Source organism: Qipengyuania flava, from assembly GCF_019448255.1.
In the GTDB taxonomy this organism is placed as follows: domain Bacteria; phylum Pseudomonadota; class Alphaproteobacteria; order Sphingomonadales; family Sphingomonadaceae; genus Qipengyuania; species Qipengyuania flava_A.
Genome location: NZ_CP080410.1, coordinates 1,440,447 through 1,456,151, shown reverse-complemented (window position 1 = coordinate 1,456,151; position 15,705 = coordinate 1,440,447). Strand labels below are relative to the sequence as shown.

General features: G+C 65.0%; 12 protein-coding genes and 2 tRNA genes. 7 read left to right on the top strand and 7 right to left on the bottom strand.

The genetic code is table 11. The features are described from left to right. Positions 1-159 precede the first annotated feature (159 nt). The 3 genes from KUV82_RS07165 to KUV82_RS07155 are packed head-to-tail and all read left to right on the top strand — an operon-like array spanning position 160 to position 2,443. Positions 160-732, top strand: coding sequence for a 5-formyltetrahydrofolate cyclo-ligase (locus tag KUV82_RS07165; protein ID WP_219953631.1), 573 nt, complete (start codon positions 160-162; stop codon positions 730-732). Beyond that, a complete protein-coding gene (locus KUV82_RS07160) occupies positions 729-944 on the top strand; it encodes a DUF2842 domain-containing protein (RefSeq protein ID WP_219953630.1) in 216 nt (71 codons plus the stop codon). The genes KUV82_RS07165 and KUV82_RS07160 overlap by 4 nt, the downstream gene beginning before the upstream one ends. A gap of 50 nt (positions 945-994) precedes the next feature. Beyond that, on the top strand, positions 995-2,443 hold the full coding sequence (locus KUV82_RS07155; RefSeq protein WP_219953629.1) for an MFS transporter: 1,449 nt from the start codon (positions 995-997) through the stop codon (positions 2,441-2,443). A gap of 27 nt (positions 2,444-2,470) precedes the next feature. On the opposite strand, the gene KUV82_RS07150 is transcribed toward KUV82_RS07155, so the two are convergent. From KUV82_RS07150 to thyA, 5 genes are all read right to left on the bottom strand, one after another. Continuing rightward, a tRNA-Asp gene (locus tag KUV82_RS07150) sits at positions 2,471-2,547 on the bottom strand. A gap of 199 nt (positions 2,548-2,746) precedes the next feature. Continuing rightward, on the bottom strand, positions 2,747-4,039 hold the full coding sequence (locus tag KUV82_RS07145) for a dihydrolipoamide acetyltransferase family protein (RefSeq protein WP_219953628.1): 1,293 nt from the start codon (positions 4,037-4,039) through the stop codon (positions 2,747-2,749). Between the two features lie 5 nt (positions 4,040-4,044). Continuing rightward, entirely contained in the window at positions 4,045-5,106 is a 1,062-nt protein-coding gene (locus KUV82_RS07140; RefSeq protein ID WP_219953627.1) for an alpha-ketoacid dehydrogenase subunit beta, read from the bottom strand. Next, complete coding sequence (locus KUV82_RS07135; RefSeq protein ID WP_219953626.1) at positions 5,106-6,422, bottom strand: 3-methyl-2-oxobutanoate dehydrogenase (2-methylpropanoyl-transferring) subunit alpha; 1,317 nt, start codon at positions 6,420-6,422, stop codon at positions 5,106-5,108. Before KUV82_RS07135 ends, KUV82_RS07140 begins: the two co-directional genes overlap by 1 nt. Positions 6,423-6,513: 91 nt before the next feature. Then, positions 6,514-7,455 (bottom strand): thymidylate synthase, encoded by a 942-nt coding sequence (thyA, locus tag KUV82_RS07130; RefSeq protein WP_219953625.1) that lies wholly within the window; start codon positions 7,453-7,455, stop codon positions 6,514-6,516. Between the two features lie 132 nt (positions 7,456-7,587). On the opposite strand from thyA, the gene KUV82_RS07125 reads away from it, so the two are divergent. Further along, positions 7,588-7,664: transfer RNA gene (locus tag KUV82_RS07125), tRNA-Pro, on the top strand. A 33-nt stretch (positions 7,665-7,697) separates the two neighbouring features. Here the strand turns inward: KUV82_RS07125 and KUV82_RS07120 are convergent. Continuing rightward, entirely contained in the window at positions 7,698-9,707 is a 2,010-nt protein-coding gene (locus KUV82_RS07120; protein WP_219953624.1) for a TonB-dependent receptor, read from the bottom strand. 107 nt (positions 9,708-9,814) lie between these two features. Here KUV82_RS07120 and acs point away from each other — a divergent pair, with 107 nt between their 5' ends. Genes acs through KUV82_RS07105 form a run of 3 tightly spaced genes read left to right on the top strand, consistent with a single transcriptional unit; the run spans position 9,815 to position 13,603 of the window. Then, on the top strand, positions 9,815-11,764 hold the full coding sequence (gene acs, locus KUV82_RS07115) for an acetate--CoA ligase (RefSeq protein ID WP_219953623.1): 1,950 nt from the start codon (positions 9,815-9,817) through the stop codon (positions 11,762-11,764). Between the two features lie 38 nt (positions 11,765-11,802). Then, complete coding sequence (locus tag KUV82_RS07110) at positions 11,803-12,276, top strand: low molecular weight protein-tyrosine-phosphatase (protein WP_219953622.1); 474 nt, start codon at positions 11,803-11,805, stop codon at positions 12,274-12,276. Beyond that, entirely contained in the window at positions 12,269-13,603 is a 1,335-nt protein-coding gene (locus tag KUV82_RS07105; protein ID WP_219953621.1) for an ABC1 kinase family protein, read from the top strand. The genes KUV82_RS07110 and KUV82_RS07105 overlap by 8 nt, the downstream gene beginning before the upstream one ends. A 4-nt stretch (positions 13,604-13,607) precedes the next feature. On the opposite strand, the gene recG is transcribed toward KUV82_RS07105, so the two are convergent. Continuing rightward, on the bottom strand, positions 13,608-15,671 hold the full coding sequence (gene recG, locus KUV82_RS07100) for an ATP-dependent DNA helicase RecG (protein WP_219953620.1): 2,064 nt from the start codon (positions 15,669-15,671) through the stop codon (positions 13,608-13,610). Positions 15,672-15,705 lie beyond the last annotated feature (34 nt).

Genomic DNA, 15,705 nt, shown 5'->3' with positions numbered 1-15,705 from the left:
CCGGCATGCGCATCCGCGCACTTGGCTTTCCTCGCTCATGCGGACTTTGTCCGCGTCGCTGTGGGCGGCCGGGAGGGGGAGCGGGATGGAACAGGGCGCCCCGGCTGACACAGTCAGGCGTGAATAGGCGGCACATCAGTCGGAACTTAGAGAGCCCAGGTGACCAAAGACGATCTTCGCAAAAAATTGCGCAAAGCGCGCCGCGAGACGGTCGAGGCTCTCCCGGACAGCATGCGCACGCTTGTGTTTATGCGTCCGCCTGCGCCGCTGCTGGACCTGGTTCCTCCAGGCGCAACTATCGGCCTCTATCACGCCACCGTATCTGAAGCGCCGACTGCGGCCTACGCCCGCTTCTTCTTCGAGCAGGGGCATGCGATCGCCCTTCCCCGCTTCGAGGATGAGAGCTCGCCCATGACCTTCGCGCGCTTCAGCGATCCGTTCGAGGAAAGCGACCTGGTCCGCGGCCCCTTCGGCATGATGCAGCCGGACGACGCCGCCGAGGCAGTGGTACCCGATGCGCTGTTCGTGCCCCTGGTCGGCTTCACCGAGACAGGCGCGCGTCTTGGCCAGGGTGGAGGTCATTACGACCGCTGGCTTGTTGCCCACCCGGACACCACGAGCATCGGCCTTGCCTGGGACACGCAGCGGGTGGACAACCTGCCCGTGGAAGCCCACGACCAACCGCTGTCGGCCATCGTTACCCCAACCCGCATCTACGGACCTTTCGGATGAGAGACGAACCCACCTGGCGTATCCCGGTTGGCCTGCTTGGCTTGCTGCTGGCCCTCACCGTCTACGGGCTCGTGATCGCTCGCTACGCCCCCGATCTAATCGGCGACTGGCCGACCCTTGTGCAGACCGTCATCTACATCGCCCTCGGCCTGATCTGGCTGCTGCCGCTCAGGCGATTCCTGATCTGGATGGAAACCGGCCGCTGGGGCTAATTGCCAAGCGGCCCGTGGGTCATTAGCCTTCCCTTCCAAAGGGAGAGAGCATGACCACACAGGCACTGGAGGGCGACAAGCCTTCCTTGGGGCTCAAGCTGGCCTACGGCTTCGGTTCCGTCGCGTTCGGCGTCAAGGACGGCGGGTTCAACTACTTCCTGCTGCTGTTCTACGGCACGGTGATCGGGCTCGAGCCGGGACTGGTCGGCCTCGCCATCCTGTGCGCTTTGGTGCTTGATGCCGTTAGCGACCCGCTGGTTGGCTATTGGTCGGACAACTTCCGTTCGCGTTGGGGGCGGCGCCATCCCTTCATGTACGCCGCCGCGCTTCCCGTCGCGGCGAGCTATTACTTCCTGTGGAATCCTCCCGACTGGAGCCAGGCGGCCCTGTTCGCCTATCTGTTGGGCCTTGCGGTGGTCATTCGCACCTTCCTGACCTTCTACGAGACGCCCAGCTCGGCGCTGCTGCCCGAGCTCACCGCGAATTACGAAGAGCGCACAAAGCTGCAGTCCTACCGCCTGCTGTTTGGCTGGGCGGGCGGCAATCTGATGACGGTGCTGATGTTCGGCGTGCTGCTGGTCGAAACGGCGCAATATCCCACCGGCACGCTCAACCGCGATGGTTATGCGACCTACGGCGTGATCGCTTCGCTAATCATGCTGGCGGCCATCCTGGTCTCGGCGATCGGCACGCACAGCCGGATTCCCCACCTGCGCCAGCCTGTCGAAGCTCCGAGGATCTCGGTCAGGCGAATTTTCAGCGAGATGTTCGAGACATTGCGGGAGAAAAGCTTCCTCGCGCTGTTCTGGGCCACGCTGCTCGGCTCGGTCGCTTCGGGCTTTTCGGCCGCGCTGGCGTTTATCATGTTGACCTATTTCTGGGGCTTTTCGAGCGAGCAGCAGTTCATCTGGACAGCGCTCGTCTTCTTCTCGGCGCTGATCGGCTTTGTCGTGGCGCCCGCCACGGTCAAGCTGTGGGGCAAGAAGAAGGCGGTCATCATCTTGGGGCTAGTGGCGTTCACCGTCGCGCCGGCGCCCGTCATCCTGCGGCTCTTCGGCCTCTTCCCGGAAAACGGGGACCCGATCCTGTTCCCGCTGGTCGCGGTCATCAACACGCTGGACCTGTCGCTAATCATCGCGCTGCAGGCGGTGCTCTATTCGATGATCGCGGATCTGGTCGAAAGCAGCGAGCTGCGCACCGGCAGGCGGTCCGAAGGCGTGTTTTACGCCGCCGTCACCTTCACCCGCAAATGCACGGTTGGGCTCGGCTCGTTTGCCGCCGGCATCGTGCTGTCGCTCGTCGCCTTTCCGCAAGGGGCGAACCGCGAGGACGTATCGGGCGCAACACTGTGGCAGTTGGGGGCATTCTACGCGCCGACTCTATTGCTGCTATGGATGGCGATGATCTTCGCGATCAGCCGCTACAAGATCGACAAGCAGGGCCACGAGGAGAACCTGCGCAAGCTTGCCGAGGCGCGCAAAGCGGCACCGGCTGAGTAGGCATCGAATTGTAGGAAAATCCCCAAGTGGCGCGAGTGACGGGGCTCGAACCCGCGACCTTCGGCGTGACAGGCCGACACTCTAACCAACTGAGCTACACCCGCGCAGCCACTTGGGAGCCGCGCATCTACGGGCGGCTCCGATTCCTGTCAATGAGGATATGACGCTTTTTTTGCTCTTTTTTCGAGCAGCGATTTGGCGACCCTTCGCAAGCGGTATTCCGGTATGAAAAAAGGCACCGGAGCCGCGCTCCGATGCCCTTTTTCCAGGTCTTTTCCGACCCCGTGAAAGCGGCGCGAAGCGCTAGTCGACGAGGATAAGCGCCGGTGTTTCCAGCAGCTTCTTGAGCGCCTGCACGAAACTGGCCGCGTCCCAGCCATCGACCACGCGATGGTCGCAGCTGATCGAAATGTTCATCAGCTTGCGCTTCTCGATCCGTTCGACGCCATCGCTGCCCGTGACATACATCGGGCGTTCGATGATGCGGTTGGGGCCGATGATCGCCACTTCGGGGCGATTGATGACCGGAGTGGTCGCCACACCGCCCAGCGGACCGAGCGAGGTGACGGTCAGCGTGCCGCCCTGCATCTCGTCGCTCTTTGCCGTGCCGGTGCGCGCCGCTTCGGCGAGACGCGAAATCTCACTCGCAAGCTGCCACAGGTTGCGCGCATGGGCGTTCTTGATGACCGGAACCATCAGGCCCGCATCGGTCTGCGCAGCCATGCCCATGTGCACCGCCCCGTGACGGGTCACCACGCCCGCTTCATCGTCGTAGCGTGCGTTGATCATCGGGAAGTCCGGCAGCGTCTTGCAGATCGCGGTGATCAGCAGCGGCAGGATCGTCAGCTTGGGCTTGTCGCCGCGGCTGGCGTTGAGCTGCGCGCGCAGCACCTCGAGGTCGGTCACATCGCATTCTTCGACATAGGAGAAATGCGGTATGTTCCGCTTGGAAGCGGCCATGTTCTCGGCAATGCGGCGGCGCATGCCGATGACCTTCTTCGCCTCGTCCTCGCGGGTCTTGGCGGCAGCGCCATAGCCCGAGTTGTAGGACAGGAACTGGTCAAGATCGCCGTGACGGATACGGCCGTCTTCGGCAGGCTTCACCTGCGCAAGGTCGACGCCGAGTTCCTTGGCGCGCTTGCGCACGGCCGGGGTCGCAAGGACCTTGGCATGCGGAGCCGGTTCGGGAGCCGGGGTCGGCGCGGGCAGCGGTTCAGGCTCGGGATCGGCGGCAAGCGCATCGTCTGCGTCAGAGGCGTCGGACGTCTCGACCTCGATACGCTCTTCGACCGCCTCCGCCTTAGGAGCGGGCGCTGGGGCCGGAGCTTCCTCGGGCACGTCTTCGGGAACGTCGCCCTCGACCTCGATCACGACCAGCATCGAGCCGATCGAGACCATGTCGCCCTCTGCGCCGGCGATCTCGAGGATCTTGCCATCGACCGGGCTTTCCATCGGCACGGTTGCCTTGTCGGTCATCATGTCGACGAATTCCTCGTCTTCACGGACCGTGTCGCCGACCTTTTTGTGCCACTGCACGATCTCGGCCTCGGCAATGCCTTCGCCGATATCGGGCATGTTGAAGGTGAATTTCGCCATGGTGATCAGTCCTTGAGGATCGTGTCGATGGCCTCGCCGATGCGGATCGGGCCGGGGAAATAGGCCCATTCGAGGCTATGGGGATAGGGCGTGTCGAAGCCGGTGACGCGTTCGACCGGAGCTTCGAGATGGTAGAAGCAGCGCTCGGTAACCAGCGCGGACAGCTCGGCGCCGAAACCGCTGGTGCGGGTGGCTTCGTGGACGATCAGGCAGCGCCCCGTGCGTTCGATCGAGGCTTCGATGGCCTCGATATCGAGCGGGACCAGCGTGCGCAGGTCGAGGATGTCGGCTTCGACGCCCTTCTCCTTGCACACCGCCTCGACCACGTGGACCATCGTGCCATAGGCAAGGATCGTGAGCTGTTCGCCCTCGGTCACCTGGCGCGCCTTGCCGAGCGGGATCTTGTAATACCCCTCCGGCACCACGCTGGCGTCGAAGTTCTTCCAAGGCTGCACCGGCTTGTCGTAGTAGCCGGAAAACGGACCGTTGTAGATGCGCTTGGGCTCGAAGAAGATCACCGGATCGTTGTCTTCGATGCAGCTGATCAGCAGGCCCTTCGCATCATAGGGCGTGGCCGGGATCACCGTCTTCAGGCCCGAGACGTGGGTGAAGATCGCTTCCGGGCTCTGGCTGTGCGTCTGGCCGCCGAAGATACCGCCGCCGAAGGGCGAGCGCACGGTCATCGGGGCGATGTATTCGCCTGCCGAACGGTATCGCAGGCGCGCCGCTTCACTGATGAGCTGGTCGAGGCCTGGGTAGATGTAGTCCGCGAACTGGATTTCCGGCACGGGGCGCAGGCCATAGGCGCCCATCCCCACCGCCGCGGCGATGATCCCGCACTCGGAAATCGGCGTGTCGAACACGCGGGTCTTGCCGTATTTGTCCTGGAGGCCCGCTGTGCAGCGGAACACGCCGCCGAAATAGCCAACGTCCTCGCCCATGATGATGACGTTGTCGTCACGCTCCATGGTAACGTCGAGCGCGTCGTTGATCGCCTCGATCATGTTGAGACGGCGTTCGCTCGTACCTTCGGATGCGGGCGCGTTCTGGGTTGCGGTGTCGCTCATCAGCCCTGCACTCCCTTCGCCGGAAGCCCTTCCGGGAACTTGGTCTCACGCTCGCGCACGGCCTGTTCGGCCTGTTCCTTAAGGTGCCAGGGCAGCTCTTCGAACACGTCTTCGAACATGGTGCGGAACGGGTGGTGGAGGCCGTGGCCGAGAATACCGTTGGCTTCGGCTTCCTTGGTGACCTTCTTGACGTGCTCGGCCGCCTCGAGGTCCATCTTTTCCTGCCGCTCTTCGTCCCATTCGCCGATCGCGATAAGGTGGTTCTTGAGGCGCATCACCGGATCGCCCAGCGGCCATTCCTCGCGCTCCTGCGCGCTGCGGTAGCCGGTCGGATCGTCCGAGGTGGAATGCCCTTCGGCGCGGTAGGTGAAGAACTCGATCAGCGTCGGGCCGGCGTTGGCGCGGGCGCGGTTGGCAGCCCATTGCTCAGCCGCGTAGCAGGCTAGCGCATCATTGCCGTCGACACGCAGACCGGCAAGGCCATAGCCCAGCGCGCGCGCGGCGAAGGTCGTCCGCTCGGCGCCGGCAAAACCGCTGAAGCTCGAGATCGCCCACTGGTTGTTGATCACGTTGAGGATGACCGGCGCGTTGTAGACGGTCGCGAAGGTGCAGGCCGAATGGAAGTCGCCTTCCGCGGTGCTGCCCTCGCCCACCCAGGTCGCGGCAATCCGGCTGTCACCCTTCATCGCGCTCGCCATCGCCCAGCCCACGGCTTGCGGGGTCTGCGTCGCGAGGTTGCCGCTGATGGTGAAGAAGCTGTGCTCCCGGCTCGAATACATGATCGGCAGCTGGCGCCCCTTCAGCTTGTCGCCCCGGTTCGAGTAGATCTGGTTGATCATCTCGATCATCGGATAGCCGCGCTGGATCAGGATGCCCTGCTGGCGATAGCTCGGAAACACCATGTCGTCCGCCGCAAGCGCCATGCTGGCCGAAACGCTGGTCGCCTCTTCGCCGGTGCACTTCATGTAGAAGCTGGTCTTGCCCTGGCGCTGACCGCGGAACATGCGCTCGTCGAAGGCGCGGGTCATGGCCATGTGGCCGAGCATCGCGCGCAGCGTGTCCGCATCCAGCTTGGGATCCCACGGCCCATGGGCCTGGTTGTCATCGCCCAGCACGCGGACAAGACCGAAGGCGAGATCGCGCATTTCGGCGGGATCGCAAGCCTCGTCGGGCCGCGGCGTGGTGCCGGCTTCGGGCACCTCGATATGCGAGAAGTCGACCGCGTCGCCGGGCCGGTATTTGGGTTCGGGAACGTGCAGCGAAAGCTTGGGGCGGTTGTCGCCCTTGGCTGCACTACCCTCGGGCCTGTCGGCCATAGAATCGTCTCCCAGACGTAATCTTACGCTTGCGCGTTATTTTATTTCGCTGGCAGGAAACGGTCAAGTAGGCCTGTGCATACGATTTCGTTCACACCGCGACGGGCGCCTTGATGGGCCCGTGCGGCGCATAGTCGTGAACCGCAAAATCCTCAATCGCGTAGTCGAAGATCGAGTTCGGGCGCCGCACTATCTCAAGGCGCGGATGGCCCTGCGGTTCCCTGGAAAGCTGTTCGCGGATGAGATGTTCGTGGTTGAGATAGAGGTGCGTGTCCCCGCCCATCCAGACAAACTCGCCCGGCTCCATGCCGGCCTGCTGCGCCAGCATCCGCTGCAACAGCGCTGCCGACCAAAGGTTGAACGGCAAGCCCAGCGCGACATCGCAGCTGCGCTGGTAGAGGAGGCCATTGAGGCGCGGCGCCCCGTCGCTGCCAGTACTTACGTGGAACTGGTAGGTCTTGTGGCAGGGCGGCAGCGCCATCTCCGGCAGCTCGGCCACGTTCCAGCCTTCGATGATGTGCCGGCGGCTGCCCGGATTGGCCTTGAGCGATTCGACCACTTCGGCGACCTGGTTGACCCCGCGCCCCTTGCGGAACAGCCCGCCTGCAACCGGCTTGTAGGTCGGCCAGTCGACCCATTGCTTGCCATAGACCGGTCCAAGATCGCCCCAGCGCGCGGCGAACTCCTCGTCGTCGCGGATGCGCTCGACGAAATCCTCCAGCGCAATGTCCTCACCCGTTTCCTCGACATAGCGCGCGTGCGGCCACTCGTTCCAGATCTTGACGTTCTGGAGCACGAGCGGGCGAATGTTGGTGTCGCCGGTGAGGAACCAGAGCAATTCGCGCGTGGCGGTCTTCCAGTAGACACGCTTGGTCGTCACCAGCGGCATCGCCCCGCCGGATAGGTCGAAGCGCAGAGTGGCGCCGAACACCGAGCGTGTGCCGACCCCGGTCCGGTCCTGGCGCTCGTCTCCCTCCAGCCAGATGCGGCGCATGAGGTCGAGATACTGCTCTTCGTAGTGCGGTTTGGACACGGGATTTCGGCTCGTTGACGGTGTCAGACGCCTGTAACGCGAATTTGTGGAAATTGCCCGCTTGCGCGCCCGCCAATCCACACCTATAGGGCGCGCCTGCCTCGCGGGGGACCACCCCGCAACGCATCCGGTCGGGGAGTAGCTCAGCCTGGTAGAGCACTGTCTTCGGGAGGCAGGGGCCGGAGGTTCGAATCCTCTCTCCCCGACCATTTTTGCACCATCGCGCGAAACGCTGGCTCGTCTTAGAGCCCGATCTTCACGCCAGCCCACACCGTGCGCGGCACGCCGAGGTCGATCGAGCCACCCTGGTTGCGCGTGACGATGGTCTCATCCAGCAGGTTCTCACCCCGCAGCACGATCGCAATGCGTTTCGTCACCGGCACTTGCGCATAGGCCGCCAACGTGGTCGCCGACGGCAGCACATTCGTTTCCAGGTCATCTTCGAACTGCGCGCCGGTATGGCGGACGGTTGCCGAGAACAGCCAGTTTTCTGCCGGACGGTAAGCGAGCGTAACACCGCCAGCAAAGCGCGGCGTCTGCGCCGGGCGGTTTCCATCAAGCGCGGCAGCGAAGCCAGTCCCTTGCGATTCGGCATCGGTCCAGGCGGCCGAAGTGTTGATGCTGAACTGCCCGAAGGTAGCGCGCGCGGCGGCCTCAATTCCGCGCGCATGGATTGCGTCGAGATTGCGGCGCTGGCGAAGGTTGGTGCCGATGGTCACATTGGCAATCGCGTTCTTCACGCGGTTGTCGAAACCGGTCAGCGACAAGGTGACATTGGGCACTGGCGTAATGTCGATACCCGCCTCGAAACCTTCGAGCCGCTCGTTTTCCAGCGCAGCATTGGCCTCTGTCACGACCGGGAAGACCACGAAGGGTCGGTAAAGCTCGTTCAGCGTGGGCAGTCGCAGGCCGGAATAGGCCGCGGCCCGCAGGGCCACCGCCTCGCTCGCGCGGAAAAGGATGCCGCCGCGGAAAGAGGCATCCCAGCCCGAACGGTCGGGATAGGTCGATGCGCTTAGCAACAGACCGCCCGCATCGCGCTCTGAATAGAAGCCGTCGCGGATCGTCCAGCGGTCCAACCGGGCCCCCGCTGTCAACACCAGTGCGCCGAGCGTCCAGTCATCCTCCACGAAGATGCCGAGATCGGTGTTGGTACCGCCGGCGTTTCGCCGCGCGCGGATCGCGCCGGTAAACGAGCTGATTGCATTCTCGTAAAGCTCTCCGTCGGAGCGCCGGTAATCGACCCCGACGCGCAGCACATGGCCGCCGCCGACCGGCGGGCGGACCTCGATCTTGCCTCCTATCCCCGTCGAGGGCGTGTTGCGCTGGTCGAGGACGGGCACGAAGCGGGTCGAGGAGATCACGCGGTTGGTGAAGTTGCGCGCCTGGATGTAGGCGATGGCGTCGAACTGCCAGGCACCGCGCCCAACCAGGCGCAGGCTCGCGTCCTGCCCTTCGATGCTGCTGTCGGCGCCCTCAAAGCGCAGCGTGCGTTCGTCGCGAAAGGCGAGGCCGCGAACCTGCAGCTCGACATCGCCCGAGACCGGCACGACACCGCGGATCTGGGCAGACCAGCCATCGAAACTTGCCCGCGCGGATGCCGGAACACGATCGGCGACAGGCGTGGTGTAGAAGCCCTCGCCCCGGTCCCAGCGACCCGAAGCGACGACAAAGCCGCTGCCAAGCCGCGTGGCGGCAGTTGCGGAGGCTTCGGTTTCTCCGCGATCATTGGCGAGGAGGTGGCCGGAAAACCCGTCGAGCGCATCGATGCCGGCGCTGTCGAGTTCGATGGTCCCGGCAAGCGCCCCGGCACCAAAGGGACCCGAGCCCCCGCCCCGCGTGATGCGGACCTGCTCCAGCCGTTCGGGAGCAAGCGCGCTGTAGGGCACATAGCCGAAAAAGGGATCGCTCATCGGGACCCCGTCGAGCAGGACGAGCGCGCGACTGGTGGCGTTGCCGCCGAGCGCTCTCAGCGTCGCTCCCTGCGCCGACGCGTTGGCCGAGCGGCTGTCGGAACGGCGGAACTGCTGGAATCCGGCGACCGAGGAAAGCGCATCCTCGATCCGGCCGGAGGAGACCGATTTCAGCTCCTCGCGCTCGATAACCTGCGCGTCGTAAGCGGGCGTGGCGGGCGTCTCTTCGAGCCCCGTTCCGGTGACAATTATGACACTAGCGTCATCCTGCGCGAAAGCGGGAGGGGCAGCGGCGAAAGCGAGGCCGCTGGCGGCGAACAGGTAACGGGAGAAAGCCATTGCCGCGCAGCCCTAACGAGGTGCCTTGAAAAATGCGAGCGCAAGCTAACCGTTTGCACGCGAGCAACGAATGCCTAGAGAAGTCCGTGAAAGAGGAGAGTGACGGCATGAGTGAAGCTGCGGACCGTTCGGAATGGGTGCATCGCCCCGCTGCGGCGATGGAGGGGACGAACTGCACCCTGGAGGACTACCAGGCGCTCTACGCTCGCAGCATCGAGGACACCGACCATTTCTGGGCCGGACAGGCCGAGCGGCTGGACTGGTTCACGCCTCCGACCAAGATCGCCAACTGGTCCTATGACCCCGTGTCGATCAAATGGTTCGAGGACGGGGTTCTCAACATCTGCCACAACGCGGTCGACCGCCATGTCGACGCCGGTAACGGCGATCGCCTGGCGCTGATCTTCGAGCCCGACGATCCCGAAGGCGAAGTCCGCCGGATTACCTATGCCGAGCTGCAGGCCGAAGTCATCCGCATGGCCAATACGCTCAAGGCTATGGGCGTCCAGAAGGGCGACCGGGTCACGATCTACATGCCGATGGTGCCGGAAGGCGCCTACGCCATGCTCGCCTGCGCGCGCATCGGGGCAATCCATTCGGTCATCTTCGGCGGGTTCAGCCCCGAGGCCATCGCGGGCCGTGTCGAGGATTGCGCAAGCGACTGGATCGTGACCGCCGACGAGGGTCTGCGTGGCGGCAAGCGTATCCCGCTAAAGGCCAATGTCGATGCGGCACTGGAAAAGGTTCCGGCCAAGGCTGTCCTTGTCCTGCGCCACACGGGCGGCGACATCTCCATGACCGAAGGCCGCGATCACTGGTATCACGAACTGTCCGATGGCGTTCCAGCCGAATGCCCCTGCGAGCCCATGAACGCGGAAGATCCGCTGTTCATCCTCTACACCAGCGGCTCGACCGGAAAGCCGAAGGGCGTTCTGCACACTACCGGCGGCTATGCCGTGTGGACCGAGACCACCTTCCGCTACATCTTCGATTACCGTGAAGGCGAAGTGTTCTGGTGCACCGCCGATATCGGCTGGGTCACCGGGCACAGCTACATCGTCTACGGCCCTCTGCAGAATGGCGCGACGGCGGTGATGTTCGAAGGCGTGCCCAACTATCCCGACCACGACCGCTTCTGGGCCGTATGCGAGAAGCTGGGCGTCAACATCTTCTATACCGCCCCCACCGCAATCCGCGCCCTGATGCGCGAAGGCGATGACCATGTGACCAAACACGATCTGTCCGCGCTCCGCCTGCTCGGCAGCGTGGGCGAGCCGATCAATCCGGAGGCCTGGCGCTGGTACCATGAGACGGTCGGAAAGGGCGCGCTGCCGATCATCGACACCTGGTGGCAGACCGAAACCGGCGGCTGCATGATCACCACCCTGCCCGGCGCGCACGACATGAAACCGGGCAGCGCCGGACGCCCCTTCTTCGGGATTATCCCGCAGCTGGTCGATAACGGCGGCAAGGAGCTCGACGGCGCAACCGAGGGGAACCTGTGCATCACGCGCAGCTGGCCGGGCCAGGCGCGCACGGTGTACGGCGACCACGACCGCTTCGTGCAGACCTATTTCAGCACCTACAAGGGCAAGTACTTCACCGGCGACGGCTGCCGCCGCGACGAGGACGGATATTACTGGATCACCGGCCGCGTGGATGATGTGATCAACGTCTCCGGCCACCGCATGGGAACGGCCGAGGTCGAAAGCGCTCTGGTGCTGCATCCCAAGGTCAGCGAGGCCGCGGTCGTGGGCTTTCCGCACGATATCAAGGGCCAGGGCATTTACTGCTATGTCACGCTCAACGCGGGCGAGGAGGAAAGCGAAGAGCTGACCGCCGAGCTGCGCGCCCATGTGCGCAAGGAAATCGGCCCGATCGCCACGCCCGACCACCTGCATTTCACCCCCGCCCTGCCCAAGACGCGTTCAGGCAAGATCATGCGCCGCATCCTGCGCAAGATTGCAGAGAACGAGTTCGGATCGCTTGGCGACACCTCGACACTGGCCGATCCCAGCGTTGTCGATGCCCTGATCGAGGGGCGCCGGAACCGCTAGCGGGAACCGCCCTCCTCACCCTGCATTGGCGAGAGCGTATGCCCTCTGCAAAAGTCCTGTTCGTCTGCCTAGGCAATATCTGCCGTTCGCCGCTGGCTGAAGCCGCTTTCCGCGAGGCCGCCGCGCACGCCGGCCTCGATGTGGAGGCGGACAGCGCGGGCACTGCCAATTACCACGTCGGCGAGCCGCCCGATCCGCGCAGCGTTGCCGAAGCCCGGGTCCACGGGATCGACATTACGTCCTACCGCGGGCGCCAGCTGACTTCAGCGGACTTTCACGAGTTCGATTTCATCCTCGGCATGGACCGCTCGAACATGGCGAATATCGCGCGGGTCGATCCGGGCGACGGCAAGGCCAAGGTCGCCATGCTGCTCGATCTCGTACCCGGCCAAGAGGGGCGCGAGGTAGCCGATCCCTGGTACGGCGAGGACGACGGTTTTCGCGCCACCTGGCACGAAGTCGACGCAGGCGCCCGCGCGCTTGTAGCCGCGCTGCTGGACGAGCATGGCTGACGAGGAGCGCAAGGGGCGCCACCGCGCCATTCCTGCTTCGCGGCTTTCGCGTCTCACGGGGTTCGGCCGGCTCGCAGGCGGCATAGCTGGCGGGGCGCTCAGTGAAAGCGCGCGGCGCCTTGCTGCGGGCGAACGTCCCCGGCTCGACCAGGTCCTGCTGACGCCCGGCAACGCCAAGCGGCTTGCCGACCGCCTGTCCCACCTTCGCGGCGCGGCGATGAAGCTGGGCCAGATGATCTCGATGGACGCCGGCGACCTCCTGCCACCAGAGCTTGCCACCATTCTCGCTTCGCTGCGGGACCGGGCGGATTTCATGCCCCCGCGCCAGCTCGACAAGGTCCTCGCCGAACAATGGGGCAGCGACTGGCGCCGCCAGTTCCGCAGGTTCGAACCGCGCCCAATTGCCGCGGCCTCCATCGGGCAGGTCCACCGCGCGATGACGCCTGATGGCGAGCTGCTGGCGATCAAGGTGCAATACCCCGGCATCGCGCAGAGCATCGATGCCGATGTCGACAACGTCGCCTCGCTGCTCTCGATGACCGGCCTCCTGCCGAAAGAGCTCGACATCGCGCCCCTGCTGGAAGCGGCCAAGGAGCAGCTTCACGAGGAAGCCGACTACCGTCGCGAAGGCGCAATGATGGAGCGCTTTGGAGAGCTGGTGGCCGACCGCGAGGAGTTCGTCGTCCCGCAGCTCGTGCCGGAGCTGACGCGCGACCGGGTCCTGGCGATGAGTTTCGAAGAAGGCCGCCCGATCGAGAGCCTCGTCGACGAACCGCAGGAGCTGCGCGACGAGGTCTTTGCCCACCTCATCGAACTTGTCGCTCGCGAGCTGTTCGAGTTCGGGATCATGCAGACCGATCCCAATTTCGCCAACTACCGCTACCAGTCGGCCTCGGGGAAGATCGTGCTGCTCGACTTCGGCGCTGCGCGACCGGTTTCGGACAAGCTTTCCGGGCACTATCGCCGCTTGCTTGAGGCGGGCCTGGCTGAGGACCGCGAGCGGGTGATGGACGAGGCGGTGGCTGCCGGTTTCGTCAATCCAGTCGCGCTCGAGCGGCATCCCGAACGGATGCGCCGCGCGGTCGATATCGTGGTGACGCAAATGGCGCGCGAACAGGCGCTCGACTTCGGGGACCGCGCCTTCGTGCCGGAGATCCGCGAGGAAGTCATGCCGATCGCGCAGGACCGGGCGAGTTGGCACCTGCCCCCGGCCGAAACGCTGTTCGTCCAGCGCAAGGTCAGCGGCACGGCCCTTTTGGGCGCACGGCTCGGGGCGCGGGTCGATGTGCGGGCCATCGTGCGCCGCATTCTCGACGCGACTGCCTGAGGCCCTAGCCCCCGCGAAGGGTCTTCACGCCGAAATCCCGCTCGAAGAGGTAGAGCAGGACCCGCGCCGCTTCGCCGCGGCTGCCCTCCAGCCCGCCGTCGCGTTCCATCAGCAGGCGCGCGTCGTCGTAAGCTGCGGGGAGCAATTCGGTAATCTGCTCCAGACTCGCGACGCTGAAAGGCGTATCGCCCGATTGCCGCGTACCCAGCAATTCGCCGCCGCCGCGCAGTTTCAGATCCTCTTCGGCGAGCCGGAATCCGTCCTGCGATTCGCGCATCAGGGCGAGCCGCTTCTGGGCGGTTTCGGACAATGTGTCGCCATGGAGGAGGACGCAGAAGCTCTTCTCGCTACCGCGCCCCACGCGGCCGCGAAGCTGGTGCAATTGCGCAAGACCGAATCGCTCCGCCTGTTCGATCACCATGAGGGTCGCATTGGGTACGTCCACGCCGACCTCGATGACCGTGGTGGCCACCAGAAGCTTGGCCTGCCCGCTGGCGAAGCGCTCCATCGCCGCGTCCTTCATTTCGGGCGCCAGCTGTCCGTGGACCATGACCACATCCTCGCCGAACCGCTCCTTGAGCGCCGCGTAGCGCGCCTCGGCAGCGGCGATATCTTCGGGGCCGTCCATTTCGCGCACCATGGGACAGACCCAATAGGCCTGCCGCCCCTCCGCAATCTGCGCCGCAAGCCGTTCGACCAGCGCGCCGATCTTGCCCTGCCCCATGACCACAGTGTCGATCGCCTGCCGGCCCGGCGGCAGCTCGTCGAGCTTGCTGACGTCGAGCTCGCCATATTGCGCCAGCGTCAGCGTGCGCGGGATCGGCGTTGCGGTCATCGCCAGCACATGCGGCGCGCGCTTGCCCTTGCTCGCGAGCATCAGGCGCTGACCGACACCGAAACGGTGCTGCTCGTCGATCACGACCATGGCGAGATTGCGATAGGCAACCTTGTCCTGGAAGATCGCGTGCGTGCCGACAACGATATCGATGCTGCCGTCGAGAAGGCCCATCAGCGTTGCCTCGCGCGCCTTGCCCTTGTCGCGACCCGTCAGCAGCGCGACCCGCGCGCCGGTGGGTTCGGCCATGCGGCGCAGGCTTTCGAAATGCTGGCGGGCGAGGATCTCGGTCGGGGCGAGCAGCGCCGCCTGCGCACTTGCCTCCACCGCGATCAGCATGGCTTCCAATGCGACCACGGTCTTGCCCGCGCCGACGTCGCCCTGAAGCAGGCGCAGCATGGGCGCTTCCTGCGCCATGTCGCCCTCGATCTCGGCAATCGAGCGCTGCTGTGCGCCGGTGAGCGGGAACGGCAGGTCGAGCTTGCCGCGATAGCTGCCGTCGCCCTTCAGAGGCTGGCCCTTGCGCTTGCGGTTGTCCGCCCGCACCAGCATCAGCGCCAGGCTGTTGGCGAGCAACTCGTCATAGGCGAGCCGGTCACGCGCGCCCTTGTTCTCGCCCTTGTGAGCCAGCACCAGCGCATCGCGCCATGCAGGCCAGCCTTCCTTGTCGAGCTGGGTCTTTTCGATCCACTCGGGCAGTTCGGGGGTGCGGGCGAGCGCCTGCTCGACCAGCCCGGCGATCTTGGGCTGTGTGAGCCCTTCCGACAGGCGATAGACAGGTTCGCACAGCCGCTGGAGCGTCTCTCCGCCTTCCTCGACGACATGGTCGGGATGGACGATTTGTAGCATGTCGCCGAACCGTTCCAGCTTGCCCGCGACCCAGCGCGCTTCGCCCACCGGCAGCTGCTTTTTCGCCGTGTAGGACGCGCGCCCGAAATAGGTCAGCGCCAGAATATTGCCGACAGCGTCCTGCGCCAGCACGCGGTAGGGCGCGCGCGGGCTGCGGCCGCCGCGGTGTTCGGTGACGGTCAGCTTGACGACGATCTGCTCGCCCTCGCCCGCCTCGTCGACATTTTCGACCGCCCGCCGCGTCACGAAGCGCTCGGGCAGGTGATAGGCAAAGTCGCGCAGCCGGGTCAGCCCAAGCCGGTCGAGCGGCTTCCTGAGCTTTGGACCTACCCCTTCGAGGGTCTCGCTCTCGGCAAACAGGGGATTGAGGATATCCGGGCGCATGGGGCGTGCTATAGCCGCTTGCACCGCTTTGGCG

Bases quoted from the DNA above. Each gene is read 5' to 3' on its own strand.
- KUV82_RS07160 (WP_219953630.1), top strand. From the start codon at position 729: ATGAGAGACGAACCCACCTGGCGTATCCCGGTTGGCCTGCTTGGCTTG.
- KUV82_RS07155 (WP_219953629.1), top strand. From the start codon at position 995: ATGACCACACAGGCACTGGAGGGCGACAAGCCTTCCTTGGGGCTCAAG.
- KUV82_RS07145 (WP_219953628.1), bottom strand. From the start codon at position 4,039: ATGGCGAAATTCACCTTCAACATGCCCGATATCGGCGAAGGCATTGCC.
- KUV82_RS07140 (WP_219953627.1), bottom strand. From the start codon at position 5,106: ATGAGCGACACCGCAACCCAGAACGCGCCCGCATCCGAAGGTACGAGC.
- KUV82_RS07135 (WP_219953626.1), bottom strand. From the start codon at position 6,422: ATGGCCGACAGGCCCGAGGGTAGTGCAGCCAAGGGCGACAACCGCCCC.
- KUV82_RS07120 (WP_219953624.1), bottom strand. From the start codon at position 9,707: ATGGCTTTCTCCCGTTACCTGTTCGCCGCCAGCGGCCTCGCTTTCGCC.
- acs (WP_219953623.1), top strand. From the start codon at position 9,815: ATGAGTGAAGCTGCGGACCGTTCGGAATGGGTGCATCGCCCCGCTGCG.
- KUV82_RS07110 (WP_219953622.1), top strand. From the start codon at position 11,803: ATGCCCTCTGCAAAAGTCCTGTTCGTCTGCCTAGGCAATATCTGCCGT.
- KUV82_RS07105 (WP_219953621.1), top strand. From the start codon at position 12,269: ATGGCTGACGAGGAGCGCAAGGGGCGCCACCGCGCCATTCCTGCTTCG.
- recG (WP_219953620.1), bottom strand. From the start codon at position 15,671: ATGCGCCCGGATATCCTCAATCCCCTGTTTGCCGAGAGCGAGACCCTC.